Genomic DNA, 22,033 nt, shown 5'->3' on the forward strand with positions numbered 1-22,033 from the left:
GCGACCACGGCTGCGGCAGGACCGTCGGGTCCGCCGTCAGTGTGGCGCAGAGGATCCACAGCAGAAACAGCCCGATGATCGACAGGATTGGCGTGGCCGCGTGGGTGTCTTTCATCGGGCGATCTGCTTTAGTTCAGGTCGGCGAACAGGCCGTCGGGCACGGTGGTTGCCTTGCCGACCAGATCGGCGCCGCCAAGGTCATACATCAGCGCCAGCATCTTGTTCGCCCCGTCGATGTCAACCGGGCCGCGCGCGGGCGTGCCGGCCAGCCAGTCGGATTTGAGCTGGTTGAACTGGGCGTCGTTGTTGGCGTTCATGATCGGGCGGATCGCCTCCCATGCGGCATCGTCGTTGGCCAGCAGGTCCTTGGCGTCGCGGCTGGCGTCGTACAGCGCCTGCGCCAGTCCGGGGTTCTCTGCCAGAAAGCTTTCCTTCATGTAGTAGCCCAGCAGCGGCGTGTCGGTGTTCAGCCCCAACGCCTTGCCTGCCGTCTCGACCGAGATCACCTCTTCCATGCCGGAGGCTTTCATCTTGGCAAGGAAGTGCCAAAAGTTAATGGCCCCTTGCAGGTCGCCGCCGAGGCCGGATTTGAAGATCAGCGGCGGCGCGCCAAAGACCTGCTCTGTCTCTGCCTTCAGGTCCATGCCGTATTCTTGTTGCGCGTAGGCGCGCAGGATCAGCCATGATTTGTCCAGCGGGCCACCGGCAATGCCGATCTTGCCGCCTGCCAGATCCTTGAGCGAGGTGACGCCGCTGCCTTTTGGCGCGACCAGCCCGCCTACCGCTTTGGAGTAGGGAACAAATACGTAATCCTTGCCGGCGGCGCGCTGCCGCGCCACCCAGATCCAGTCGGCGACGGCCACATCTGCCTCTCCGCCCTCGACGGCGACGCGGGTTGCGCCATTGTCGGCATAAGGCGCGATTTCGAGGTCAAAGCCATGCGCCTCGTCAAAGCCCTGCTCGACGATGGTCGCCAGTTCCCAGTTCACGGTGCCGATTTTCAGCACGGCAGCGCGGATAACCGGCAGATCCTGGGCAAAGGCGGGGGCGGCGACAATCATCGCCAGAAGGGCACAAGCGCCCCGGCGTGTGATGGATCGGATCATAAAAGGTCTCCCGGTTGGCTCTCGCGACTCTGCGGTCGCGCTGGCGTATTGTGAGGATTGCCGCGACGCTGACCATTGGGCTTTGGTCGCGGCAGCGGTGTTTATTCGGCGCGCCTGCCGACCTCGTTCAGGTCCGCGTCCAGTTCGATATCGAACTGGCGGCCGCCTTCGCAAATGACGTCGTCCAGTTCATAGCCGCCGTCCTCCATCTCGATATCGTCGGGGTCCATCTGGCATTTCATTTCGGTCAGCATGGCGGTGATCTTGTCGACGGTTTCCTGCGGGATCGCGTGGCTGGCAGCAAATGACGGGGCGGCGACAAGCGCGGTAAGGGCAAAGGCAAGGATACGTGTCATGACGGAATGCTCCGGTTTGGGGTCACTGGATGCTGATGCGGATCTGCTGCGACTCGCCGGTAGAGCCGGGAATGCGCAGGATATGGGTGCCGGGTTTGATGGCGATAAAGGACAGTTCCGCCGTGCCTTCATCGTCAAATTCGATCGAGTCGATGGCCATGGGGCGGATTTCGATCTTGTTGATGACAATCTCGTTCATCCAGATCGCGCGAAAGAACTCTGGCCCGCTGATGGCAAGTTCGGCGGACCCGTCGGCGGTGATGAACATCTTGTAGTAGGCGCCCGATTGCAGGGTTAGGTCCTCTCCCAGTGGCTGGCCAGAGGCGAGGGTCAGCTGGATCGGCTCTCCGCGGTTGCATGAGGCCAGCAGCCCGGCAAAGCCAAGGTCATCGCACAGCGGCGCGGCCACGGCCGGAGCCGTTAGGCCGCAGGCAAGGGCGGCGGCGGTCAGGAATTTCATGGCGGTCTCCATTAATTCGGGGTCACGACCACGCCCCAGGGCTGTTGGCCGACCTGCACCGATTTGATCGCCTTTTCACGGGCGACATCGATGATGGTGATGTCGTTGGAATTGCCGTTGGTGGTCAGCAGGTATTTCTGATCCGGGGTAAAGGCCAGTTGCCAGACCCGCTGGCCGACGATGATGTAATCCAGCACCTCCAGCGTTGCGCCGTCGATCACGGCGACGCGGTTGGCGGGGCCGAGGGCGACAAAGACCCGGCTGCCGTCGCGCGTGACCTTGACGCCGACCGGTTGCAGCCATTCGGGCAGCACGCCGGGCACCTCAAAGCCGATCTTGTGCACCAGCGTCGGGGTGCCGTCGGGGGCGATGTCCATCACCGACACGGTGCCGCCGATCTCGGACGAGACATACAGGCGGCTGCCGTCATCGGTGAACTGTGCGTAGCGCGGGCGCTGATCGACCAGCACGTTGTGCTTGATCTTGTAATCCTCGGTCGAAATGAAATGCGCCATGTTCGTCGTTTCCGACGTGTTCACCACCCATTTGGCATCCGGGCTCATGCCCATGCCCTCGGGTTCGACGCCCACCGGGATTTCTGCAAGGATGGTGTGTTTCTCGGTGTCGGTCACGGTGACAAGGTTGTCATCCTCATTGGCGATATACAGCCGCTTGCCCGAGGGTTCGAGAATGAACAGTTCCGGATCGGGACCAGAGGGCAGGCTGTCCAGTTCGCGGTAGGTTTCGGTATCGAAGACCCGCACAAGGCTGTCGTCGGAGGCGCAGACATACAGCTTGGACCCATCGGGGCTGAGGGTGATGCCGCGCGGGCGGTTGCCGCCGTCAAATTCCTGCAGCACCTCCCACGTGTCGGTGTCGACCACGGTTATGGTATTGCTGCGCTCGTTCGACACAAAGGCCTTGTTGGCCATGACCGGGGCGGCGGTCAGAAGGGCCAGCAGCGAGGTCGCGATCAGGGTTTTCATGCAAACCTCCCGGTCAATTGAAAGCAGAGCATTCGGATTCCGGGCGATCGAGGCCCAGCGTATCCAAGGGTGAGAATTGATGCAGAAAGCCCTCCTGCGGGCTGACGCTGACGGTGATCATGCCATCATACAGCAGGATCGGCTGGCGCATCTGGCCGTTCCAGTTGCGGAACGTGACCTTCTGCCCCTTGAAGGCGGCCAATTCGAACGCGTCGGACAGGGCATAGTCGCGGATCGCCATTGCATCGGTGGTGCTGGCGCGGGTCACGGCCTCGCCCACCACGCGCAGGGCCAGCCAGACGTTGTAATCCTCTGCCCTTGCATAGCGGCCTGTCAACTCTTCGAACCGGGTCTGATATTGCGTGGTGCCCCAAGCCTCATGCGCGGCGTGAAAGGTCACCGGGCGCAAACCGGCAGAGCCCATGACGGGGCGCGGCGTCGACAGGTGATAGGGCAGGTAGCGGGCAAAGTAATCGGTGCCATCGGCGGCGATCAGAACGTCATGCCGTTTGGCCCCTTGGGTGAAGGCGGGCAATTGGCGCTGCACCAGCACGTGCCCCGAATCCGTCCGACGAGAGCCGCCGGTATCGGCGAACAGCCGTTCCTCGGTAATCTTGATGCCGAACTTGCGCGCCGCCCGCCGGTAGGCCTCGGCCAGCGAGGTGTCCTCGTAGTTGGAGCCGGAGATCAGGAACCATTCGTCCCATCTTTTCCAGACGGAAAACTGTGCCACCGCATCTGCCAGCATCAGGTTGGAAGGCGCGATATGCAGCAGCGTCGCCCGGCAGTTCTGCGACCGCAGCGCCACGTCCGGCGCGCTGGCGTTCAGCACCAGCGCGCCCGCCTCGGCGGCGCGGTCGGTCAGGCGCAGCAGGTCGCGGCTGTCGGCCATCACGACAATCAACCGGATTCCGTCGGCCAATAGCTGGTCCAACGCGGCGTCGGCCTGATCGGGCGGCACGGCGACCTTTGTCGTGGCATAGGTATGGCCCAGAAAGCTGCCGGTGGTGCCATTATCCATGTCGGCCAGATCGGCCCCGGCAAAGCCCAGATCCTCCGGCACAAGATCGTAGCGGGAAATTGGCAATAGGCGCGGGTAGTCGATGCGCAGAACCGCTGCGGCCACATCCAGAGCCAGCACAGGGCCGCCCATACCGATGCACAACAGCACCGCCAAAAGCGGAGCAATGATCCGTTGCAATACATCCTCCCCTGCCCGTTTGTTTGTCTCGGGCTTGTTCTTGATATCCCAAGCAAATCGCGGGCCCTTTGCAACCGATACTTTTGGTCGGGTTGCGTGGCAAAGGGTAACGCCTGCACGATGCTCTACGACTCTTATTTTCTAAGAAAGGCCCCATGCGCCGGATCTTTGCATTGCTGGTGTTTGCCTTGGGCGGCCCCGCCGCTGCCGGGGACAGTGTGGCGTTTTTGGGGATAACCTTGTTGGATTCGTCGCTTCAGACTGCGGAACTGGGTCAAAATCCTGCGGAACTCACCCGGTTGCAGTTGATCGAGGATCTGGTGGCAGAGCGTTTCATCGCCGAGGGCTATACCCTGCTGGACCTCGCCCCGGTGCAGGCAGACCTTGACCGCGTGGTGAACCCGGCAAAATGTTATGGCTGTGATGCCCGGATGGCGAAAAAGCTGGGGGCGGATTTCGTGCTGGTGGGGGAGGTTCAGAAGGTCTCGAACCTGATTCTGTCGATGAACCTGCAAATGCGCGACCCGGAGACGGGGCAAACGGTCAAGGGGCGGGTGGTCGACATCCGGTCCAACACGAACGAATCGTGGCTGAGAGGAATGAGATACATTCTCAAGACAGCCTTTTTCAAAGGGGAGGAAAAATGAAACGACGCGAATTTATGGCGGTGACGGCGGTTGCGCTGGCTCTGCCGTCGCTGGCGCTGGCCCACGGGCCAACCCGGCAGAAAGTCACGCTGACCGCCGAGGTCGCCGCCGACCCGGCAGAGGTCTGGGCCGCCATCGGCAATTTTCAGGACATGAGCTGGCATCCGGCGGTCTTTGACTCCAGCGGCGCGGGCGGAAATGCCATCGACGCCACCCGCGTTCTGACGCTGGGACAGGCGGGCGGGCCGACGATCTCTGAGATCCTGTACAAGCACAGCGATGAGAAGATGAGCTATTCCTACCGCATCACAGAGGTCGCGGTAGAGGTGCTGCCGGTGACGAACTATTCGTCTCATGTCACGGTCAAACCCCGCGATGGTGGCGGCTCTCTGGTGGAATGGCGCGGGGCCTTTTATCGCGGGTATCCGAACAACGATCCGCCCCCCGAACTAAGCGATGAGGCGGCGATTGCCGCTGTGTCGGCGGTTTATCAGGCCGGACTGGATGCCTTGGTCGAGCGGTTCGGTGCGCCGGGCAGCTAGGGCGCTCATCCTTTGCGTCGTCGCGGCATTGCCCGCGGCGGCGGATACCGCTTTTGTGACCTGTCAGAACGGCGACGGGTTAAGCGTGCTTGACCTGACAGGCGGGCAGGAACGGGCGCGCTGGTCGGTCCCGGGCAAGCCTGCCGGGGTTGCCGTGTCGCGGGACGGCGCGGTCTTTACCGTCGCCCCGGACAGCAAGACGGTGCGACGCCATGATCGCAGCGGCACGGTTCTGGCTGAGGTCGCGCTGGACGGCGGCCCGATCGGCATTGCCCATGATGCGCGGCGCGGGCGGGTCTTTGTCTCTGACTGGTACAACGCCCGGATCTGGGTGCTGTCGGACGACACCCTGACCTTGGACCAAGAGTTGATGACCGGCGCGGCCCCGGCGGGGCTGGCGCTGTCGGAGGACGGGCGGTTCCTTGCCTCTGCGGATCGTGACGCCGATCAGGTGTCAGTCTTCGACGCGGACACCCTTGCGCTGCTGCACCGGGTCACGGTGGGTATCCGGCCCTTTGGCCTGCGCTTTGCCCCCGATGGGCGGCTGTTTGTCGGCAACGTCGGGTCCAACGATGTCAGCGTCGTGGACGCCGCTGCGGGCTCTGTCACCGCGACTGTTCCGGTCGGTGAGCGCCCTTACGGCGTGGCCTTCGCCGCCGGGCGGGCCTTTGTGACCAACCAATATGAAAACACCGTCAGTGTGATCGACATGGGCGCATTGACCGAAGTGACCCGGATCGAGGTCGGCGAATACCCCGAGGGGATAGATGTCACCGCCGACGGGTCACGCATCGTCGTGGCCAACTGGTTCGACAACACGGCCTCTGTCATCGACGCAAAGGCCCTGACCGTGCTAAAGGATCTGGACACCTGCGACGGCCCCCGCGCCTTTGGTGTCTTTCTTCTGGGAGGAGAAGAATGAAACGGTTTCTATTGAGTACCGCGCTGATCTGCGCCGCCCTGCCCGGTTTTGCCGGCGAAGGGTGGGACGCGGTGACCGCGCAACTGTTTCCCGACCGCGCCCTGCTGGACGGAACGGACATGATTTCCATTGACGCGCCCTACCGCACCGAAAACGACGCGCGCACGCAGATCGCCGCGATGATCCATGCGCCGCAAGGGTTGCTGCTGGACAAGATCACGCTGGTTCTGGACGAAAACCCGATGCCAGTCTCGGCGGTGTTCGCGCTGGACGTGCCGCAACCGGGGTTTTTCTTTGACGTGACCATGCGGATCAACGGACCGACCCCGCTGCATGTGATCGCCGAGACGACGGACGGCCGCGTTTGGGTCAAGGAAGGCCACGTCAAGACGTCGGGCACCGGGGCCTGCGCGGCCCCGCCGGGGACCGATCCCGCCGCCGCACTGGCGACGCTGGGCGATATGGGGCTGGAGGTGGCGCGGCTGTCACCGGGCAGCGGGCTTGGCCTGTCTGCACGCCTGCGCCAGTTGGACGTGGACATTTCGCACCCGTCGCATTCCGGGATGCAGATGGATCAGATCACGCTGCTGTATATCCCGATGCGCTATGTCGAAAACCTCGACATTGTGCTGGACGGGGCAGGCTATGTGGACATGACCGGGTCGATCTCATTGTCGGAAAACCCGCGCGTCGGCCTGTCGGTGCCCAGCAAGACGCGGTCGGTGGATGTGACCCTGACCGATACCAAGGGGACCGTCACCCACGCGCACAAGGATCTGGCGGCGTTCTGATCAGCCGCCGGGGGGCTGCGGCTCTTCCGGGGTGATCCGTTCCAGCGGGTACTCCCACAGCAGCCAGCCATCGGTGCCTTCGGGCAGCCAGTAGACCTGAGTATAACCCCATTCGACTGCGCGTTTGGCGGCGTTCCAACTCATCCAGCAATCTTCGAGGCAGAAGAACAGCACCGGATGGTCCGGGTTGCCGCCGGTGGCCTTGGCCAAACCGCGGTGGAAATAGTCGGCGGTGACATCGGCGATGGCCCCATAGCCGACATTGGGCAGCCAGATCGAACCGGGGATAGAGTCGCGCGGCTTGTCCCGCCAGATCGTGCCTTTGGGCAGGTTGGCGGGTTTCGGGGCCTGCGGCAGCACGTCGATAAAGGCGGTCTTGCCAGCCATCCACAGATCATGCGCGCCCTCCGGCCCGACAACCGTGGCCCCGGCCAGGGACGATGGCACCGGCCCGCGATAGTGATCCATGCGGTAATCGGCGGGCTCACTCTCCGCAGCAAGGACCGCTGGCAGCCCCGCAAGCAGCAGGAGTGCCAGCGCCCGGATCATTGCGAGATGTCCAGAACCGCGTCGCCCAGATCGGTGACCAGCGGCACGCCAGCCTCAGCAAGTATGGCGTTGATCTCATCCTGATGGCGGCGGATCAGCGAGTTCAGCTTGCGCTGCCAGACCTTTTCGCCCTGACGCACGCCCATGGTGATCCGGTAATACAGCTTGGGCGGCAGGGTTTCCTTGACCAGCGGGATGACCGCGAAATTGGGATGACCCTGTTTGACCATCGGGCCGCCGATCGGCCCCCAGAGGATCGCGGCGTCGATCTCTCCGGTCTCCAGATCGTCCATCATGTCGTGCGTCGGGCTTTCGTGACGGCGGTCGACAAACAGGTTGTAGGCCTTTGCCTTGCCGATCAACCCGTTGCGCGCCATGTGCGTCGACGGCGGGCTGCCCGCGATAACGCCGATCCTGAGACCCTTCAGGCGGGGATCGGACAGGCTGTCCACATCCGCCAGCGGGCCGTCCTTGGCCACGATCAGCACATAGGTCGAGGTCAGGTAATGGTTGGTGTTCAACACCAATTCATGCCCCTGCGCGTAACCGATGATCACGTCGCATTTCTTGACCTTCAGGGTGTTGCGGACAAACCCTGTCGCCATCGGATACCAGGTGTATTGCACCGGCAGGCCCAGCTTTTCCCCGATCAGGTCGGCCAGCTTGTTCTCATAGCCGGAGCCGTCCTTCATCGACATCGGGTCGTTGGCCGGATCGGCGCAGACCCGCAGCGCGCTGGTGGACACAAGGTCCGAGGTCTGCGCGCTGCCTGCCCCGCCAAAGGCCAGCAGCGTCAGGATCAGCGCCGCTTCAGAAGCCCAGGCACGCATTTTCGTCCTCGCGGATCACGTCGGACTTGCCTTCTTTCTTGCCGGGACGCCCGCGCGGAACCACGTCAGCGCCACGTGCCTTGAGATAGACATAGATGTCGTCGAGATAGCACATGACGTTCGGGTTATCGCCAAACGCCGGCATGACGGAATTATCCGACGCTGTGACGTGTTTGCGGCCATTCACCACCACGTCGTAGAAATCGTAGTAATCCATGTCGATGGCCGATTTCTTCAACGCGGGCGCGTAGCTGGAGCCTTCGCCCTCGGGGCCGTGGCAGACGTGGCATTCGGAATGATAACGGCGAAAGCCGGAATAGGTCATCCAGTCGACCGTGCCATCCTCGCCCACGTTGTATGTGGGGATGTCCTCATCTGTGAAATAGCGCCCATCCTCCGAATAGGCAGCGGTCAGGTTATCTGCGCCCGCGAGTGAGGCGGCCATAGCGGCGCCTGCGAACATAGCGATAGAGAGCAGTCTTCCTGTCAATGTCATGGTCGGAACTCACCTGTCTGTGGAGTGTCTATTGGACGGGCGCGGCCCTTGTCGGGGCCGCGCCAGCCATTGTCAGTCTCTGCGGACGATCAATCCGGCAGGGCGAAGACGGTCAGCTGACCACCCAGCGCGGTGTAGTCGCTCAGAGCGGCATAACCACCCACAGCACCCAGACCGTCGTTCGGGTTGGTCAGGCCAGCCGCAAGGCCGATCCCGGCCCAGCCGCCGATGCCGGACAGGATACCGACGTACTGCTTGCCGCCCTGCTCATAGGTCATCACGTTGCCGATGATGCCGGACGGGGTCTTGAAGCGGTACAGTTCCTCACCGGTTTCGGCGTGAACGGCCTTCAGGTAGCCCTCAAGCGTGCCGTAGAACACCACGTCACCCGCAGTGGCCAGAGCACCGGACCAGACCGAGAACTGCTCGGGGATGGACCACTTGATTTCACCCGCGATGTTGTCCCACGCGATGAAGTTGCCCATGCCGCCGTGGCTGTCTGGTGCCGGGTACATCGCCAGCGTCGCACCCACATAGGGCTGACCGGCGGTGTAGGACACGCGGAACGGCTCGTAGTCCATGCAGACGTGGTTTGTCGGCACGTACATCAGCTGGGTCTTCGGCGAGTAGGCCGCAGGCTGCTGGTCCTTGGAGCCAAGCGCCGCCGGGCAGATGCCGGTGGAGTTGACGTCTTCGCCGTTTTGCTCTGTCGAGTACTGCGCCACCACGGCCGGACGGCCATAGGTGTCAGAGTCCGGGTCCATGTCGACGCCGGTTGTCCAGTTGACGGCGGGGTCGTATTTTTCCGCCACCAGCAGTTCACCCGTGACACGGTCCAGCGTGTAGCCAAGGCCGTTCCGGTCAAAGTGGGTCAGCAGCTTGCGCTGTTCACCATCGATCTCCTGCTCTGTCAGGATCATCTCGTTGATGCCGTCATAATCCCACTCGTCGTGCGGGGTCATCTGGTAGAACCACTTGGCTTCGCCGGTGTCGATGTCGCGGGCCATGATGGTCATGGACCAGCGGTTGTCACCGGGACGCTGTGCGGGGTTCCATGTGGACGGGTTGCCGGTGCCGTAATAGACGAGGTTTTCCTCCATGTCGGCCGAATACCAGCCCCATGTGGTGCCGCCGCCGATCATCCACTGGTCGCCTTCCCAGGTGTTGGTGCCTGAGTCGGGGCCAACCGGCTTGCCCAGATGGGTGGTGGTTTCCGGGTCAACAAGGATGTCGCTGTCCGGACCCATGGAATAGGCGCGCCATTCCAGATCGCCGGTTTCCATGTTGTAGGCGGTGACAGAGCCACGAACGCCGAATTCGCCGCCGGAGATGCCGACGATGATCTTGTCCTTGACCGGCAGGACCGTCGCGGTGTTGGTCTCACCCTTGGCGGCGTCGCCGTTCTGCACTTCCCACTTCACTTCGCCGGTCATGGCGTCGAGCGCGACAACCTTTGTGTCGGCCTGATGCAGGAAGATCTTGCCATTGGCATAGGCCACACCACGGTTCACCGTGTCACAGCACATCACCGGGATAACGTCCGGGTCCTGCTTGGGCTCATACTTCCAGACGATCTTGCCGTCCTGCTCCAGATCCAGCGCGTACACGATGTTCGGGAACGGCGTGTGCACGTACATCATGTTGCCGATCACCAGCGGCGAGCCTTCGTGGCCCCGCAGCACGCCGGTCGAGAACGTCCATGCAACCTGCAGGTCCTTGACGTTTTCGGCATTGATCTGGTCAAGAGCCGAGTAACGCTGGTTGCTGTAGTCACCCGTCTGGATGGCCCACTGAGCGGGGTCGTCCATCTGATTCACGAGATCGTCGTTTGCTATCGCCATAGAGGCGCAGCAAAGGGCGATGCCCGATGTCATCATGGTTAGAATTTTCATTTCGTTCCTCCCGAAAATCTTGGCTTTCGCCTTGTCATGACAGACCGGGTTCCGCCCGATCTGTCGCCGTGTGCCTGCCCCGCCAGTACTCTCCTCCCGGCGGGGCAGGCATTCCCTGTGTCAGGACCCTTCGTCGGTAAAGGTCTTGAGGTATGCAATCACGTCGGCGCGGTCGTCATCCTTGCGCAGGCCGGGAAAGGCCATCTTGGTGCCTTTCGCATAGTCGCGCGGCTTGGCCAGGAAGGCGTCCAGTGCCTCGGGCGTCCAGACGTCCCCGGCCTCGCCCATCTCGACCATGGTTTTCGAGTAGCCAAAGCCTTCGACAGAGGCCATCTGGCGACCGACGACGTTGTTCAACATCGGGCCGACCTTGTTTTCTGCGCCTTCGCCAACGGCGTGGCAGGCCTTGCACTTGCGAAAGACCTTTTCTCCCGCTTCGGCATCGCCTTCCATGGCATGGCTGTCCGCCAGAGCCATGAAGGGAAGCAGGGTTGCGAGTGTTGCGCCGAGTACTGTCTTGATCATAGTAAACCTTTGTATTTTTCCAGGACTTAAAGGAGGCGTTCTGCATGCCAGGCGACGTGGTCGCCCGCAAAGGAGTTTACGAAGAAATACGAATGATCGTACCCCTCTTGCATCCTGAAGACGCCCGATTGCCTGTTACGCATCATCGCTTCTGCCAGCGTTTCCGGCTTCAGCAGGTCCAGAAACTGATCAGATCCACCTTGGTCGATCAACAAGTCCCCTTTCCAGCCCTTATCGCCTAAAAGTAGAACTGAATCATGCTGGCACCAAGTGGATTCGTCGTCACCCAGATAGGCGCTCAGCTGTTTTTTGCCCCAATCGCTTTGGGTTGGGTTAGCGATCGGCGCAAAGGCCGAGAGTGAATCGTACATCTCCGGGTTGCGCATGGCGATCGTCAACGCGCCGTGTCCGCCCATTGAATGCCCGGTGATTCCGTGCCGGTCGGAAATCGGGAAATTGGCCAGAACCAGATCGCGCAATTCGCGGGTCACATAGTCGTACATCTGGAAATTGGCGCGCCACGGGCTGCGGGTGGCGTTCACGTAGAACCCCGCGCCCTGCCCCAGATCGTAAGACTCGTCGTTGGCCACACCCTCGCCGCGCGGCGAGGTATCGGGGTAGACAACGGCAATGCCGTGCAGCGCCGCGTGTTCCTGAAACCCGGCCTTGGTCATCGCATTTTCATGCGTGCAGGTCAGCCCCGACAGATACCACAGCACCGGCACCTTTTCCGTTTTCGCCTGCGGCGGAAGGTAGACGGCAAAGGTCATGTCGCATCCGCAGGCGGTCGAGGCGTGTTTGTAAACGCCCTGAACGCCCTCGAAGCTGCGGTTTTCAGACACGGTTTCCATTCCGGATCAGTACTCCACCACGGCGCGGATCGACTTGCCCTCGTGCATCAGGTCAAAGCCGTGATTGATCTCGTCCAGCGTCAGCTTGTGCGTGATCATCGGGTCGATCTCGATCTTGCCGTCCATGTACCAGTCAACGATCCGGGGCACATCCGTGCGCCCCTTGGCGCCGCCAAAGGCAGTGCCGCGCCAGACCCGGCCGGTGACCAGCTGGAACGGACGGGTGCTGATTTCGGCCCCCGCAGGTGCCACGCCGATGATGATCGATTCGCCCCAGCCCTTGTGCGCGCATTCCAGCGCGGTGCGCATGACATTCACGTTGCCGGTGGCGTCAAAGGTATAGTCCGCGCCGCCCTTGGTCAGTTCGACCAGATGCGCCACCAGATCACCCTCGACCTTGGAGGGGTTTACGAAATCGGTCAGGCCAAAGTGGCGGGCCATTTCCTCTTTGTCGTCGTTCAGATCGACGCCGACAATCTGGTCAGCACCCGCAAGACGGCACCCCTGAATGACGTTCAACCCGATGCCACCCAGTCCGAAGACCACGGCGCGGCTGCCAATTTCCATCTTGGCGGTGTTGATCACCGCGCCGATGCCGGTGGTGACGCCGCAGCCGATGTAACAGACCTTGTCAAAGGGCGCGTCCTTGCGGATTTTCGCCAGTGCGATTTCCGGCACAACCGTGTGGTTGGCGAAGGTCGAGCAGCCCATGTAGTGATGGATCGGCGTGCCATCCAGCATCTTGAACCGGGTGGTGCCGTCCGGCATCAGGCCCTGCCCCTGCGTCGCCCGTACCTTTTGGCAGAGGTTCGTCTTGGGGTTCAGGCAGTATTCGCATTCGCGGCATTCTGCGGTGTACAGCGGGATCACGTGATCGCCCACTTCAAGCGAGGTCACCCCCTCACCCACTTCGATCACCACGCCTGCGCCTTCATGGCCCAGAATTGCCGGAAAGATGCCCTCGGGATCGTCGCCCGAGCGGGTGAACTCATCCGTGTGGCACAGGCCGGTGGCCTTGATCTCGACCAGCACTTCGCCCTTGCGGGGTCCGTCCAGTTCGACTTCCATAATTTCAAGAGGTTTGCCGGCTTCTACAGCCACGGCAGCACGTGTACGCATCGTCATTTCTCCCTTCCGCGATCCAGCCATTCTGCGGGCCGGACGCGTCCTCGGGGGTCAGTATGGTGGCCTGTCGTATACCGAACAATGCAGACTATGGTGGGCATTGGGCAGCCGTGGACTTGACCCGCCCTATCGGGCATCGTTCACGGCGGGAGGAGACACGGAATGGTTTACGCCAGAATACTTGCACTTGTCGGTCTGGGGCTGGCAACGCCTGCGCTTGCCGCTGATTTTTCGGACCCCACATGGCCCTGCATCCAGCGCAAGGTAGAGCGGTTGTCGGTCGGCCTGATGTGGGCGAATCCGGTGCCCGAGACCCTGCCGGACGATCTGCGCCACGACGTTCAGGCGCTTGCGTCCAAGCTGGCGGTGCGCCGAATCGCCCTTGAGGAATTGCGCCCGGACGTCGCCGCCTTTGCACAGGCCCATGATGGCGATGCGGATGTGCTTGGTCTGGTTTTCGAACAGGTGTTCGACCGTCTGTCCCGCCGTCGCAGCCGCATCATCACCGGCATCGGGGACTTCTCGCAAAGCCAGATCGCGCTGAGCGAAAAGATCGAGGCGGCGCGCACTGAGATGACCGCGCAAATGGCCAAGGCGGAACCGGACTTTGACCGCGTCGATGCGTTGGAGGAACAGTTGGACTGGGACCAACTGATCTATTCCGACCGGCAGCAGAACATCACCTACCTGTGTGAGACGCCGACCCTGCTGGAAAAGCGTCTGTTCGGCATTGCCCAGATGCTTCAGGCAGAGGTCAGGGACAACTGACGCCGCTTACTCCCACTCCAACTCGGTAAAGGCGACGGTGGCGTTGCGGGGGTTGTAGGCGTCAAACAGGTGCCAAAACGGGGCCTCTGCGGCGGCGATGGTTTCGACCGCGTCGCCCAGCCGCATGCCTGCGGCGATGGCGGCGCGGGTGTCCGCCAGCAGGGTTTCAAGGTAGCGCTCCAGCGCCTCGGCGCCCTTGGGCCAAGGCAAAGTGGCCGCGCCGTGGCCCGGCACAACCTGCGCGGCGGGCAGACCCCTGAGCGCGGTCAAGACTGCCTGCCAGCCCAACACACTGCCATCCAGCGCCGGGGCGTGATCGTGAAACAGCAGATCGCCGGCAAACAGGGTGCCGGTGGTCGCGTCATAGACCGTCAGGTCGGTGGGCGAATGGGCCAGCGGCCAGGTGGTCACCTGTAGCACACGCCCGCCCAGATCCAGCGTAACCCCTGAGTCGACCGGCATCGTCACCGTCGGCATCCGAGTGCCCAGCATCGGCCCCACCCCGATCAGGCGGTTCAGGCTGTCCAGATAGTTCGCCTGCCGGTCCGCAAGGGCGCGGGACAGGTTGGCGTGGCCGACGACCTCTGCCCCCGCCTCGGCAAAGACCGGCGCACCAAAGACGTGATCGGGGTGCATGTGGGTCAGGATGACATGGCTGACCGGCTTGTCGGTCCGGGCGCGAATCGCCCGCCACGTCGCCTCACCGATCCAGCGGGCAGAGCCGCTGTCGATGACGGCCACGGAGTCTGTCCCGATAATGAACCCCAGATTGGACACGTCGCCCCGGTTGTCCGGGGTCGGTTCCTCGATCAAGCCAGAGTGGACATAGACGCCCTCTGCGATTTCCACGGTCTCTAGGACGTCTCCAACGGGCTGGCACAGAGGCGCAGAGGTGAGGGGCGCAGAGGTGGCGCCAAAACCGGACAAATCCGGCGGGGACGCGCTCAGCTCAGCCTCACATAGGGACAGGTCGGCCGCCTCAAAGCCGGGCAACAGCACCGCGCGACAGGGCGACCCCTCCAGTCCGGCGCACAGCATCACCACCGCTTCGAACATCACATTTCCCTTCCCCAATGCGTGGCGCGCGAAATCGTGAGCGACACAGACGAAACGCCATATATCAGAAAAAGGGAAACTGTGGCATGGTCCCCGGCGTACCCATGCAGGAGGAGGAGGCATGGCTAATCCAGCCTTTGTTACGGCCGTTCTGGCAGCATTGATTGCCGGACCGTCACTGGCCGATGCGCCGATCACCAACCCGTTGACCGCCAGCGCAACCTGGGACGATCTGCTCCCGGACGTTGTGGGCGATGTCACGCTGGCCGATGGCACCGCGATTATTGGCGTCGATGCGCCTTACCGCGCGCATGACGCGGCGACGGTGCCGGTGGTCCTGCGCCAGTTGGACCCGGCGCTGCCGATCACATCCGCGACCGTGGTGATTGACGAAAACCCGGCCCCGGTGGCCGCCGTCATGACGTTTTCGGACGCAATGGCCCCGCTTGAGTTCGAACTGCGCGTTCGGGTGAACCAGTATTCCAACCTGCGGGTGATTGCCGAAACCGCGCAGGGCCTCAGCATGTCGGGGCGCTACGTCAAGGCGTCTGGCGGCTGCTCTGCCCCGGCGACGCGGGACCCGGAACTGGCGCTGGCGGGCATGGGCCAGATGAAACTGCGCCTGTTCGACGAAGCGGCCATGTCGGCCATGTCCACGCCGCGCCGTGAGGCGCAGATCATGATCCGCCACCCGAACTATTCCGGTCTTCAGCGCGATCAGGTGACACAACTGTTCATCCCGGCGCATTTCATCGACCACATGGAAGTCTGGCAAGGCGATGACCTGCTGTTCACCGTCGATGGCGGAATCTCGATCTCCGAGAACCCGGTGTTCCGGTTTTCCTACAACGACAACGGCGCAGAAATGCTGATCGTCAAGGCGACGGACACCGAAGGCAACAGTTTCAGCCGCGAACTGTCCAAGGCGGCGGCGCAGGGCTGACCGCCCTGCCCCATCCTTTGCTCAGAAACAGATAACCTCGGCCTCGGCCTGCGCGCGGCGCAGGTCGACCACCAGCGCCTGCGCCGCAACGGCGCTGTTGAAGACCGCCATACGCTCGCCCCCGGTGCGGCGCATGGACAGCACCGTTTCCGCCTGCAAATATCTTTCATACGGCAGGATCGAGGCGATTTCGTCGATCGAACAGGCGCATTGTTCCAGCACCTGACGGCTGCGCCCATTTGTGGCCATGCAGGCAAAGACGTAGTCCGCCCGCGCCGCCGTGGGGTAATCGTTGTACTGCTGGGCGACGTCCTGCGCGCCCGCCCCCAGCGGTAGAATGGTGAGGATCAGGGCAAAAGCCGCGCGCTTCATTCTGCCCCCTCCAGCTCATCAAAGGTGATCTCCGAACGGTAGACCGGCCCGCCCTCGGCCCCCGACGCATCGGCGGTCAGCGCCAGATACCATCCGGGCACATCGTCGGACATGACCACCTGCAATTCCAGATCGCCAAAACCCTGCATCCGGTCACGGTTTGGGTCGTCACGGAACGGGTACAGGCTGATGGTGCGGGTCGCGATGGTCCGGCCATCAAACTGCGCCTCGCCCTCGACCACATCGCTTGGCTGTACCAGCGCCTCTTTCACCCGGTTGCGGATGTAGAACGGGCTGCCGCCGGCGGATTCCGCCATGTCGCGGATCACCGATTCGTAGAAAAACATGATCATCGGGTTGCCGACGCTGGCCGGAAAGCGGCCCAGCCCGCGCGCCTTGCCCTCTTTTCGGAACTCGATCTGTGCCAGGCCCGGCTCGTCGGCGGAAAAGCTGAGCGCAATGTCGCCGCTGTCGCGGTCGCCCGCCTCTGGCTTGAGCGTGTTGGTCACGCTGCGCTGATAGACCAGCGTCGCATCGCGGCTGACCTCGTCCAGCGTGCCATTGCGGAACAGCAGGTCATAGGTTTCGGTCCCGTCCAGCGACTTGGCGGCGGCGGGCAATGCCACCAACAGCGCCAGCGCAAGTGTCAGATGTTTCAGCATGAGTTTGGTTCCTCCCTCAGCCCAGAGTATGCCCCTGTCCGGCGGTGTCATGCGCGACTTTCGGCTGCACTGCGCTGGCGTGGGCCTGCACCTTCCATTCGATCAGGGGGCGCAGGCGTGACAGTTGCACAGGCTTGGTCATCACGGTGAAATCCATCTGCTGACCGGCCCGCAGCAGGCTTTCCCGGCGGTCGGCGGTGATCATGATGGCTGGCACATTGGTGCCGGTCAGGTTGCGGATTTCTTCGATGGCGCGCAAACCTGTGTCGCCGTTGTCCAACTGGAAATCCACCAGCATGATGTCAGGCGGGATGCCCATGTCGCGCACAAAGCTCAGCGCCTCTTCGGTCGAGGCCGCGGGCAGCACGCTGGCCCCCCATCCCTGCAGGGTCTGGGTCGTTGCAAACAGCACATCCGCATCGTTCTCGACCACCAGCGCGATGTGATCCAGCGGCACGTCACTGGCATGGCGCACTGCCTCGACCGGTTCAACATCGTCGATATGATCGCCGACCAGATCCATTTCCACGCAGAACACCGACCCGACGCCCAGTTCCGACGACATCCACAGCCGGTGTCCCAGATGCCGGCAGGTGCGTTCGACAATCGACAGGCCCAGCCCGACACCCGACCCGACCGGCACATTCCCGGCGCGGGCGAATTCCTCGAAGATGCGGCTCTTGTCCTCTTCGTCGATGCCGATACCGGTGTCCCAGACTTGTAGCTCCACCTTGTCGCCGCGACGACGACAGCCAAACAGCACCTTGCCGCCCGGATCGGTGTACTGGATCGCGTTGACAACAAGGTTCTGGATCGAGCGCAGCAGATAGACCGGATCGGACCGGACATGACAGCGGCACGGCACCATCTCCAGCCGCACGCCTTTCTGGTCGGCCAGCGGGCTTTGATCCTCGAACACGCCTTGCAGGATATTGCCAAGGTTCAGAATGCTGGGGGTCACCGCATCGGGATCGTTGCTGTCAAGCCGCGAGATATCCAGCAAGGCATGCAGCAACTGCTCGATAGAGGTGAACGCACCTTTCAGGCGTTCGGTCTGCGCCGCATGGGGCGACCCGGCGGTGTTCTGCTGCAAGGTTGCGATCAACAGTTTCGCCGCGTTGATCGGCTGCAACAGATCATGGCTGGCAGCGGCCAGAAAGCGGGTCTTGGAGGAAACAGCCGCCTCGGCGCGTTCCTTGGCAAGGCGCAGTTCTTCCTCGACGCGGGCCTTTTCCTCATATTGTTCGGTCAGGCGCAGGTTGGTGCGGGTCAGTTCCGCGGTGCGTTCCTGCACACGGTTTTCCAGCATCTCGGTGGCGCGGGCCTCTAGCGTGACGTCTTTCAGTTCCACCAGAAAACCGCCATCCGGCAGCATGTTGGCCTGCATGTCGAACACCTTGTCGGTGCCGCTGCGCACCCGCCGCCGGAACCGCCCCGACCGCAACAACCGCGCCTGCCACTTGTCCACCAACGCCAGCGAGGCATCGGCGATGAGCCCGCGCTGGGTCAGGAACTCCAGCAGCCGGTGCAGGGTCATGCCCTTTTGCACGGCGGTATATGGCAGGCCGAGCAGCTGGCGGAATTGCAGGTTGTGCATCATCACCTCGCCGGTCGGCGAAAAGGTGCACACGCCCGAGGTCATGTTCTCGAACACCGCCTGCAAGTAATCCGCCTGCCGGTCGATCAGGCGTTCCTTTTCGACGCGGTTCTGCCGCACGATAGAGGTGATTTCCGTCAGCAGCAGGATGCGGTTCCCGGCCGAGGTCCGCTCCATGTTCAGCCGATACCAGCGGTCCTTGGTCAGCTCGAGCACCACCGACAGGGTCGGCGCGGTCATGTCGGCGGGTTGAATTTGACGGTCCAGCGACAGCACCAATTCGCTTTGCGCCAACAGGTCGAAATACTCGGTCAGGCCAAGGCCCGGCCGCACCCTGTCCGACACATCGCCCAGCAGGTGCTGGAACAGGTCGTTGCAGATATCCAGCCGCTTGTCGGTGAACAGGGCCAGCCCGTCACCCATCGCCGACAGCGCCTCGTCCAGATTGCGCCGGGTGCGTTCGCGCTCGAACCGCACGCTTTCCAGTTCGGTGGCGGCGCGTTCCAGATCGCGGGTCTTGGCGGCGACCTGCGCTTGCAATTCGATGGCCGACTGAAAGGCGCTATAGGCGGTGGTCCCGACCTCGTTCTGACGGGTGGCGCGGCGCACCAGCGCGGCGATGATCTTGGACTGCCGTTCAACCTGAACCTCGGGTGCCTCTGTCGCGTCGATCATGCCCACGGGGCGTGGCTCCTGTCGCGCTCAAAAAAGGCGACGCCGACAAAGGTCTGATTCATGTGCAGCCCGCAATGCTGCTCACCGTAGGTGTTGAAGCCCAGCACGCGGTTGCGGCGGAAAATCTCGGACACCCGGCCATCCAGCTGCTTTTCCTCGAACTCCAGCTTTCTCAGCACACAGTCAAAGGCAATGATGAAATCCGGCGACCGCCCCGCCGCGTCGCGCACATCCAGCTCTGCCTCCAGCGCCTCGATGACGTCCTTGCCTTTGCCCAGCATCATCACCAGCCCGTCGTCGATCGCCGCAAGGAACGACAGCGATTGATCGTCGGTCAGGGCAAAGACCGCGCGCACATAGTGTTTGTCATTGTGACAGACCAGCATCGGGTTTTCGGCAAAGACCTGCGGGGTCAGATCCTCGACCGCGCAGCCGACCAGCCGCGCGTATTCCTGCGCCGCCGGGGCGCCGTTGATCTCATGCACCAGACGCTCTTCGGCGTTGGCCTCGGTGATCACAAGCTGCGTGCCGTTGGGCAGGAAGTGGTCAAAGCTGAGGCCCTGATACTGCAAATCCGTTTCCACCATCAGCAACAGCGCCGCGTTGCTGCGAAACCGCCCGTTGTGCAGAATAAAGGTCTTGCCAAACACCAGCCCGTCGCCGGCGGACCCGCCAAAGACCGGAATCCCGTCCAGCGCCGATTCCAGCACCGAGGCCAGCAGATCCTCTTGTTTCGACAGCCCGTCGGCAAAGACAAAGGCCAGCCGGTTCCAGCCCGGCGTGCGTGGGAATTGCGCGTTCTGGCGCTCGACCTGACTGATGATCGGGGCGATGGCCAACGGCTTGAGCGGCTCAAACAGGATCGAGGCGCAGCGGAAATTCTCCTTGCGGAAGGCGATCAGCAACAGCGTCTCTGTCTCATAGCCCTGCGGGGTGATCTGTCCCGCCGTGGTGCAGCCAAACACCGGCACGCCGTCCAGCCTGTCGGTCAGCGCCTCGGCCAGCACGTCCAGATCCAGCCCCTGCGGCACCAGCGCCAGCACAAAGCACGACTGCGCCGGGTCGATTCCGGCGGCAGCCTCTTCGACGGCCTGCCGCGCATCCCGCGCGGCAGACTGGGACACCGTCACAAAGGTCGGGCGTCCGGGATAGGACTCGGTGTCTTTCATCGTGATCCTATCGGCAGAGGAAGGAAATCGCCTCCGGCTCCTCCACCGCCTCCAATGCCTGCGCATGTGCGGCCTCGACCATCAGCGCCGCCTGCGTGCGGTTGCTGACACCCAGACGCCGCAACAGCGCCGTGATATGCGCCTTGACCGTCGCCTCTGCCAGATCCAGTTCATAGGCAATCTGCTTGTTCGCCTTGCCTTCGCGGATCAGCTTCATCACCTTTTGCTGCTGCGGGGTCAGCGCCGCCAGCTTGGGGTGGACGTTTTCCAGCAGGTCATCGGGCGGCGCCTTTGACCGCGCCTGACGATAGTCCTTTGGCACGTATTTCCGCCCCGCCGCGACCTCTCCGAGAACGGTCTGGAACACATCCGCAGGCGTGTCCTTGGGCAGGAAACCGGCCGCGCCCTCTTTCATCAGCGACGCGACCAGAACATGCGATGTCAGCGACGAGATGACGAGGATCGGAACATCCGGCACGCAGGACCGCAAGCTGACAAAGCCCGAAATGCCGTTCACGTCCGGCAGCATCAGGTCGAACATCACAAGGTCCGGATCGAACCCCTGTTCCAACACCTTCAGCGCCGCCGCAAGCGACCCGGCCTTTTCGACCCGACAGTCCGCAAAGACTCCTCCCAAAGCCGATGCCAGCGCGTCGCTGTACAAAGGATGATCGTCAACAATCAGCACCGAAGAGATTTTCTCTTCCGGTACTGCAACCTCAACCAGTTGCATAGCTGTAGCCTCCCTAGGCGGAAGGCTAACTTGGCAGATCATTTTTGCAACCGTTTCGCGTCTCTGACGGTCAATTTCTGCCGGGTTCAAGCGTTCTGTTTCGCGACATGGGCCGCAATCAGATCCATCAGGGGCGGCGAGAGGCAATCATAAGGCTCTAACGACAACTCTCTGAGACGCCCGCGAATTTCGTCCATCCGCGATGGCTCGACCCCGGATTCGATGATCGACGAGACAAACGCCGCAAAGGTCGGCGCGGCCCAGCCGGTCTGCGAGGACAATTCCGTGTGAACAAAGTCCAGCCCGTGAAACGGATGCCCGGTGTTTTCGATGCGGCCCACCATATGCGTCCCGCAATCGCGGCAGGCGTGGCGCTGAATGGCTGCCGAGGGATCGACGATGGACAGCTTGTCCGCGTTCTCTGTCACCTTGACGTTGCTGCGCGCGGTCACCGCGATCTGGCTGAAAATCGCGCCTTTGGGCTTCCAGCATTTGGTACAGCCGCAGACGTGGTTGTGCGCCGTCTGGCCGGAAATCTCGACCACAACCGGGCTTTGCGTGCATTTGCATTTCAGGGCTCCGCCGCCAAAGTTGGGCGATTCGGGCGGAATGCCCCGGTCGACCTGCGGATGAATTTTCACATGTGTGTATTTCGGTGCGCTTGGGGCGGCTGTGTCTGCCCCGCCGCCAAATAGCTTATCCAGTAATCCCACGTCCGAATCCTCCCGTTTGCTGCGCGTCTTCTGTGCCGCGCTGGGATCAAGCCTCTACCTGTCAGG

General features: G+C 62.6%; 25 protein-coding genes. 6 read left to right on the plus strand and 19 right to left on the minus strand.

Translation table 11 applies throughout. From position 1 onward, the window contains the following. Window positions 1–128 precede the first annotated feature (128 nt). The 5 genes from VOI21_RS23760 to VOI21_RS23780 all read right to left on the minus strand — a co-directional run bounded on the left by VOI21_RS23760 (window position 129) and on the right by VOI21_RS23780 (window position 4,061). Window positions 129–1,106: an ABC transporter substrate-binding protein gene (locus tag VOI21_RS23760; protein WP_323772460.1), complete on the minus strand. Its 978-nt coding sequence runs from the start codon at window positions 1,104–1,106 to the stop codon at window positions 129–131. Window positions 1,107–1,207: 101 nt separating this feature from the next. Then, entirely contained in the window at window positions 1,208–1,462 is a 255-nt protein-coding gene (locus tag VOI21_RS23765; protein ID WP_323772461.1) for a PepSY domain-containing protein, read from the minus strand. Between the two features lie 22 nt (window positions 1,463–1,484). Continuing rightward, window positions 1,485–1,922 (minus strand): hypothetical protein, encoded by a 438-nt coding sequence (locus VOI21_RS23770; RefSeq protein ID WP_323772462.1) that lies wholly within the window; start codon window positions 1,920–1,922, stop codon window positions 1,485–1,487. 11 nt (window positions 1,923–1,933) lie between these two features. After that, window positions 1,934–2,908, minus strand: coding sequence for a YVTN family beta-propeller repeat protein (locus VOI21_RS23775; protein WP_323772463.1), 975 nt, complete (start codon window positions 2,906–2,908; stop codon window positions 1,934–1,936). 13 nt (window positions 2,909–2,921) lie between these two features. Further along, on the minus strand, window positions 2,922–4,061 hold the full coding sequence (locus VOI21_RS23780; RefSeq protein WP_323772500.1) for an ABC transporter substrate-binding protein: 1,140 nt from the start codon (window positions 4,059–4,061) through the stop codon (window positions 2,922–2,924). A gap of 203 nt (window positions 4,062–4,264) precedes the next feature. Between VOI21_RS23780 and VOI21_RS23785 the strand changes: the two genes are divergently transcribed. From VOI21_RS23785 to VOI21_RS23800, 4 genes are read left to right on the plus strand one after another with little or no spacing between them, the layout of a single operon-like run. After that, window positions 4,265–4,756 carry a DUF3280 domain-containing protein gene (locus VOI21_RS23785; RefSeq protein ID WP_323772464.1) on the plus strand — a complete coding sequence of 164 codons (492 nt, stop codon included), beginning with the start codon at window positions 4,265–4,267 and terminating at the stop codon, window positions 4,754–4,756. Beyond that, window positions 4,753–5,298: an SRPBCC family protein gene (locus VOI21_RS23790; RefSeq protein WP_323772465.1), complete on the plus strand. Its 546-nt coding sequence runs from the start codon at window positions 4,753–4,755 to the stop codon at window positions 5,296–5,298. Before VOI21_RS23785 ends, VOI21_RS23790 begins: the two co-directional genes overlap by 4 nt. Further along, window positions 5,261–6,220, plus strand: coding sequence for a YncE family protein (locus VOI21_RS23795; protein ID WP_323772466.1), 960 nt, complete (start codon window positions 5,261–5,263; stop codon window positions 6,218–6,220). Before VOI21_RS23790 ends, VOI21_RS23795 begins: the two co-directional genes overlap by 38 nt. Beyond that, window positions 6,217–7,011 (plus strand): quinoprotein dehydrogenase-associated SoxYZ-like carrier, encoded by a 795-nt coding sequence (locus VOI21_RS23800; RefSeq protein WP_323772467.1) that lies wholly within the window; start codon window positions 6,217–6,219, stop codon window positions 7,009–7,011. Before VOI21_RS23795 ends, VOI21_RS23800 begins: the two co-directional genes overlap by 4 nt. On the opposite strand, the gene VOI21_RS23805 is transcribed toward VOI21_RS23800, so the two are convergent. The 7 genes from VOI21_RS23805 to VOI21_RS23835 all read right to left on the minus strand — a co-directional run bounded on the left by VOI21_RS23805 (window position 7,012) and on the right by VOI21_RS23835 (window position 13,273). Further along, a complete protein-coding gene (locus VOI21_RS23805) occupies window positions 7,012–7,560 on the minus strand; it encodes a PQQ-dependent catabolism-associated CXXCW motif protein (RefSeq protein WP_323772468.1) in 549 nt (182 codons plus the stop codon). It lies immediately after the preceding gene. Beyond that, entirely contained in the window at window positions 7,557–8,390 is an 834-nt protein-coding gene (locus tag VOI21_RS23810) for a substrate-binding domain-containing protein (RefSeq protein WP_323772469.1), read from the minus strand. Before VOI21_RS23810 ends, VOI21_RS23805 begins: the two co-directional genes overlap by 4 nt. Beyond that, complete coding sequence (locus tag VOI21_RS23815) at window positions 8,371–8,835, minus strand: c-type cytochrome, methanol metabolism-related (RefSeq protein WP_323772470.1); 465 nt, start codon at window positions 8,833–8,835, stop codon at window positions 8,371–8,373. The genes VOI21_RS23810 and VOI21_RS23815 overlap by 20 nt, the downstream gene beginning before the upstream one ends. Window positions 8,836–8,975: 140 nt before the next feature. Then, window positions 8,976–10,778 carry a lanthanide-dependent methanol dehydrogenase XoxF5 gene (xoxF5, locus tag VOI21_RS23820; RefSeq protein WP_323772471.1) on the minus strand — a complete coding sequence of 601 codons (1,803 nt, stop codon included), beginning with the start codon at window positions 10,776–10,778 and terminating at the stop codon, window positions 8,976–8,978. Between the two features lie 120 nt (window positions 10,779–10,898). Further along, on the minus strand, window positions 10,899–11,303 hold the full coding sequence (locus tag VOI21_RS23825) for a cytochrome c family protein (protein WP_323772472.1): 405 nt from the start codon (window positions 11,301–11,303) through the stop codon (window positions 10,899–10,901). Window positions 11,304–11,329: 26 nt separating this feature from the next. After that, window positions 11,330–12,154, minus strand: a complete 825-nt coding sequence (gene fghA / locus VOI21_RS23830; protein ID WP_323772473.1) for an S-formylglutathione hydrolase — start codon at window positions 12,152–12,154, stop codon at window positions 11,330–11,332. 6 nt (window positions 12,155–12,160) lie between these two features. Continuing rightward, window positions 12,161–13,273 carry an S-(hydroxymethyl)glutathione dehydrogenase/class III alcohol dehydrogenase gene (locus VOI21_RS23835; RefSeq protein WP_323772474.1) on the minus strand — a complete coding sequence of 371 codons (1,113 nt, stop codon included), beginning with the start codon at window positions 13,271–13,273 and terminating at the stop codon, window positions 12,161–12,163. Window positions 13,274–13,441: 168 nt separating this feature from the next. On the opposite strand from VOI21_RS23835, the gene VOI21_RS23840 reads away from it, so the two are divergent. Further along, window positions 13,442–14,047 carry a hypothetical protein gene (locus VOI21_RS23840; RefSeq protein WP_323772475.1) on the plus strand — a complete coding sequence of 202 codons (606 nt, stop codon included), beginning with the start codon at window positions 13,442–13,444 and terminating at the stop codon, window positions 14,045–14,047. A 6-nt stretch (window positions 14,048–14,053) separates the two neighbouring features. Here the strand turns inward: VOI21_RS23840 and VOI21_RS23845 are convergent, their stop codons facing one another. After that, on the minus strand, window positions 14,054–15,103 hold the full coding sequence (locus VOI21_RS23845; RefSeq protein WP_323772476.1) for a quinoprotein relay system zinc metallohydrolase 2: 1,050 nt from the start codon (window positions 15,101–15,103) through the stop codon (window positions 14,054–14,056). A 121-nt stretch (window positions 15,104–15,224) separates the two neighbouring features. On the opposite strand from VOI21_RS23845, the gene VOI21_RS23850 reads away from it, so the two are divergent. Beyond that, window positions 15,225–16,046, plus strand: coding sequence for a quinoprotein dehydrogenase-associated SoxYZ-like carrier (locus VOI21_RS23850; RefSeq protein ID WP_323772477.1), 822 nt, complete (start codon window positions 15,225–15,227; stop codon window positions 16,044–16,046). 21 nt (window positions 16,047–16,067) lie between these two features. Here VOI21_RS23850 and VOI21_RS23855 read toward each other — a convergent pair whose 3' ends face one another. From VOI21_RS23855 to gfa, 6 genes are all read right to left on the minus strand, one after another. Next, window positions 16,068–16,418, minus strand: a complete 351-nt coding sequence (locus VOI21_RS23855) for a hypothetical protein (protein ID WP_323772478.1) — start codon at window positions 16,416–16,418, stop codon at window positions 16,068–16,070. Beyond that, window positions 16,415–17,080: a hypothetical protein gene (locus VOI21_RS23860; RefSeq protein WP_323772479.1), complete on the minus strand. Its 666-nt coding sequence runs from the start codon at window positions 17,078–17,080 to the stop codon at window positions 16,415–16,417. Before VOI21_RS23860 ends, VOI21_RS23855 begins: the two co-directional genes overlap by 4 nt. Before the next feature lie 16 nt (window positions 17,081–17,096). Further along, window positions 17,097–19,352: a hybrid sensor histidine kinase/response regulator gene (locus VOI21_RS23865; RefSeq protein ID WP_323772480.1), complete on the minus strand. Its 2,256-nt coding sequence runs from the start codon at window positions 19,350–19,352 to the stop codon at window positions 17,097–17,099. Then, entirely contained in the window at window positions 19,349–20,521 is a 1,173-nt protein-coding gene (locus VOI21_RS23870) for an FIST N-terminal domain-containing protein (protein ID WP_323772481.1), read from the minus strand. Before VOI21_RS23870 ends, VOI21_RS23865 begins: the two co-directional genes overlap by 4 nt. 7 nt (window positions 20,522–20,528) lie before the next feature. Continuing rightward, on the minus strand, window positions 20,529–21,254 hold the full coding sequence (locus VOI21_RS23875; RefSeq protein WP_323772482.1) for a response regulator transcription factor: 726 nt from the start codon (window positions 21,252–21,254) through the stop codon (window positions 20,529–20,531). An 86-nt stretch (window positions 21,255–21,340) separates the two neighbouring features. Next, on the minus strand, window positions 21,341–21,895 hold the full coding sequence (gfa, locus tag VOI21_RS23880; protein ID WP_416359002.1) for an S-(hydroxymethyl)glutathione synthase: 555 nt from the start codon (window positions 21,893–21,895) through the stop codon (window positions 21,341–21,343). Between the last annotated feature and the right edge of the window lie 138 nt (window positions 21,896–22,033).

The sequence above is a fragment of the Antarctobacter sp. genome (assembly GCF_034670325.1).
Classification (GTDB): Bacteria; Pseudomonadota; Alphaproteobacteria; order Rhodobacterales; family Rhodobacteraceae; genus Antarctobacter.

What these genes read in the sequence shown, in the direction of transcription:
- VOI21_RS23805 (WP_323772468.1), bottom strand. Translation starts at nt 7,560, where the DNA reads ATGATCCGGGCGCTGGCACTCCTGCTGCTTGCGGGGCTGCCAGCGGTC.
- VOI21_RS23780 (WP_323772500.1), bottom strand. Translation starts at nt 4,061, where the DNA reads ATGGGCGGCCCTGTGCTGGCTCTGGATGTGGCCGCAGCGGTTCTGCGC.
- VOI21_RS23795 (WP_323772466.1), top strand. Translation starts at nt 5,261, where the DNA reads ATGCCTTGGTCGAGCGGTTCGGTGCGCCGGGCAGCTAGGGCGCTCATC.
- VOI21_RS23810 (WP_323772469.1), bottom strand. Translation starts at nt 8,390, where the DNA reads ATGCGTGCCTGGGCTTCTGAAGCGGCGCTGATCCTGACGCTGCTGGCC.
- VOI21_RS23790 (WP_323772465.1), top strand. Translation starts at nt 4,753, where the DNA reads ATGAAACGACGCGAATTTATGGCGGTGACGGCGGTTGCGCTGGCTCTG.
- fghA (WP_323772473.1), bottom strand. Translation starts at nt 12,154, where the DNA reads ATGGAAACCGTGTCTGAAAACCGCAGCTTCGAGGGCGTTCAGGGCGTT.
- VOI21_RS23785 (WP_323772464.1), top strand. Translation starts at nt 4,265, where the DNA reads ATGCGCCGGATCTTTGCATTGCTGGTGTTTGCCTTGGGCGGCCCCGCC.
- VOI21_RS23855 (WP_323772478.1), bottom strand. Translation starts at nt 16,418, where the DNA reads ATGAAGCGCGCGGCTTTTGCCCTGATCCTCACCATTCTACCGCTGGGG.
- VOI21_RS23850 (WP_323772477.1), top strand. Translation starts at nt 15,225, where the DNA reads ATGGCTAATCCAGCCTTTGTTACGGCCGTTCTGGCAGCATTGATTGCC.
- VOI21_RS23765 (WP_323772461.1), bottom strand. Translation starts at nt 1,462, where the DNA reads ATGACACGTATCCTTGCCTTTGCCCTTACCGCGCTTGTCGCCGCCCCG.
- VOI21_RS23825 (WP_323772472.1), bottom strand. Translation starts at nt 11,303, where the DNA reads ATGATCAAGACAGTACTCGGCGCAACACTCGCAACCCTGCTTCCCTTC.
- VOI21_RS23840 (WP_323772475.1), top strand. Translation starts at nt 13,442, where the DNA reads ATGGTTTACGCCAGAATACTTGCACTTGTCGGTCTGGGGCTGGCAACG.
- VOI21_RS23800 (WP_323772467.1), top strand. Translation starts at nt 6,217, where the DNA reads ATGAAACGGTTTCTATTGAGTACCGCGCTGATCTGCGCCGCCCTGCCC.
- VOI21_RS23845 (WP_323772476.1), bottom strand. Translation starts at nt 15,103, where the DNA reads ATGTTCGAAGCGGTGGTGATGCTGTGCGCCGGACTGGAGGGGTCGCCC.
- VOI21_RS23860 (WP_323772479.1), bottom strand. Translation starts at nt 17,080, where the DNA reads ATGCTGAAACATCTGACACTTGCGCTGGCGCTGTTGGTGGCATTGCCC.
- VOI21_RS23760 (WP_323772460.1), bottom strand. Translation starts at nt 1,106, where the DNA reads ATGATCCGATCCATCACACGCCGGGGCGCTTGTGCCCTTCTGGCGATG.
- VOI21_RS23770 (WP_323772462.1), bottom strand. Translation starts at nt 1,922, where the DNA reads ATGAAATTCCTGACCGCCGCCGCCCTTGCCTGCGGCCTAACGGCTCCG.
- VOI21_RS23865 (WP_323772480.1), bottom strand. Translation starts at nt 19,352, where the DNA reads ATGATCGACGCGACAGAGGCACCCGAGGTTCAGGTTGAACGGCAGTCC.
- xoxF5 (WP_323772471.1), bottom strand. Translation starts at nt 10,778, where the DNA reads ATGAAAATTCTAACCATGATGACATCGGGCATCGCCCTTTGCTGCGCC.
- VOI21_RS23775 (WP_323772463.1), bottom strand. Translation starts at nt 2,908, where the DNA reads ATGAAAACCCTGATCGCGACCTCGCTGCTGGCCCTTCTGACCGCCGCC.
- VOI21_RS23870 (WP_323772481.1), bottom strand. Translation starts at nt 20,521, where the DNA reads ATGAAAGACACCGAGTCCTATCCCGGACGCCCGACCTTTGTGACGGTG.
- VOI21_RS23835 (WP_323772474.1), bottom strand. Translation starts at nt 13,273, where the DNA reads ATGCGTACACGTGCTGCCGTGGCTGTAGAAGCCGGCAAACCTCTTGAA.
- VOI21_RS23815 (WP_323772470.1), bottom strand. Translation starts at nt 8,835, where the DNA reads ATGGCCGCCTCACTCGCGGGCGCAGATAACCTGACCGCTGCCTATTCG.
- VOI21_RS23875 (WP_323772482.1), bottom strand. Translation starts at nt 21,254, where the DNA reads ATGCAACTGGTTGAGGTTGCAGTACCGGAAGAGAAAATCTCTTCGGTG.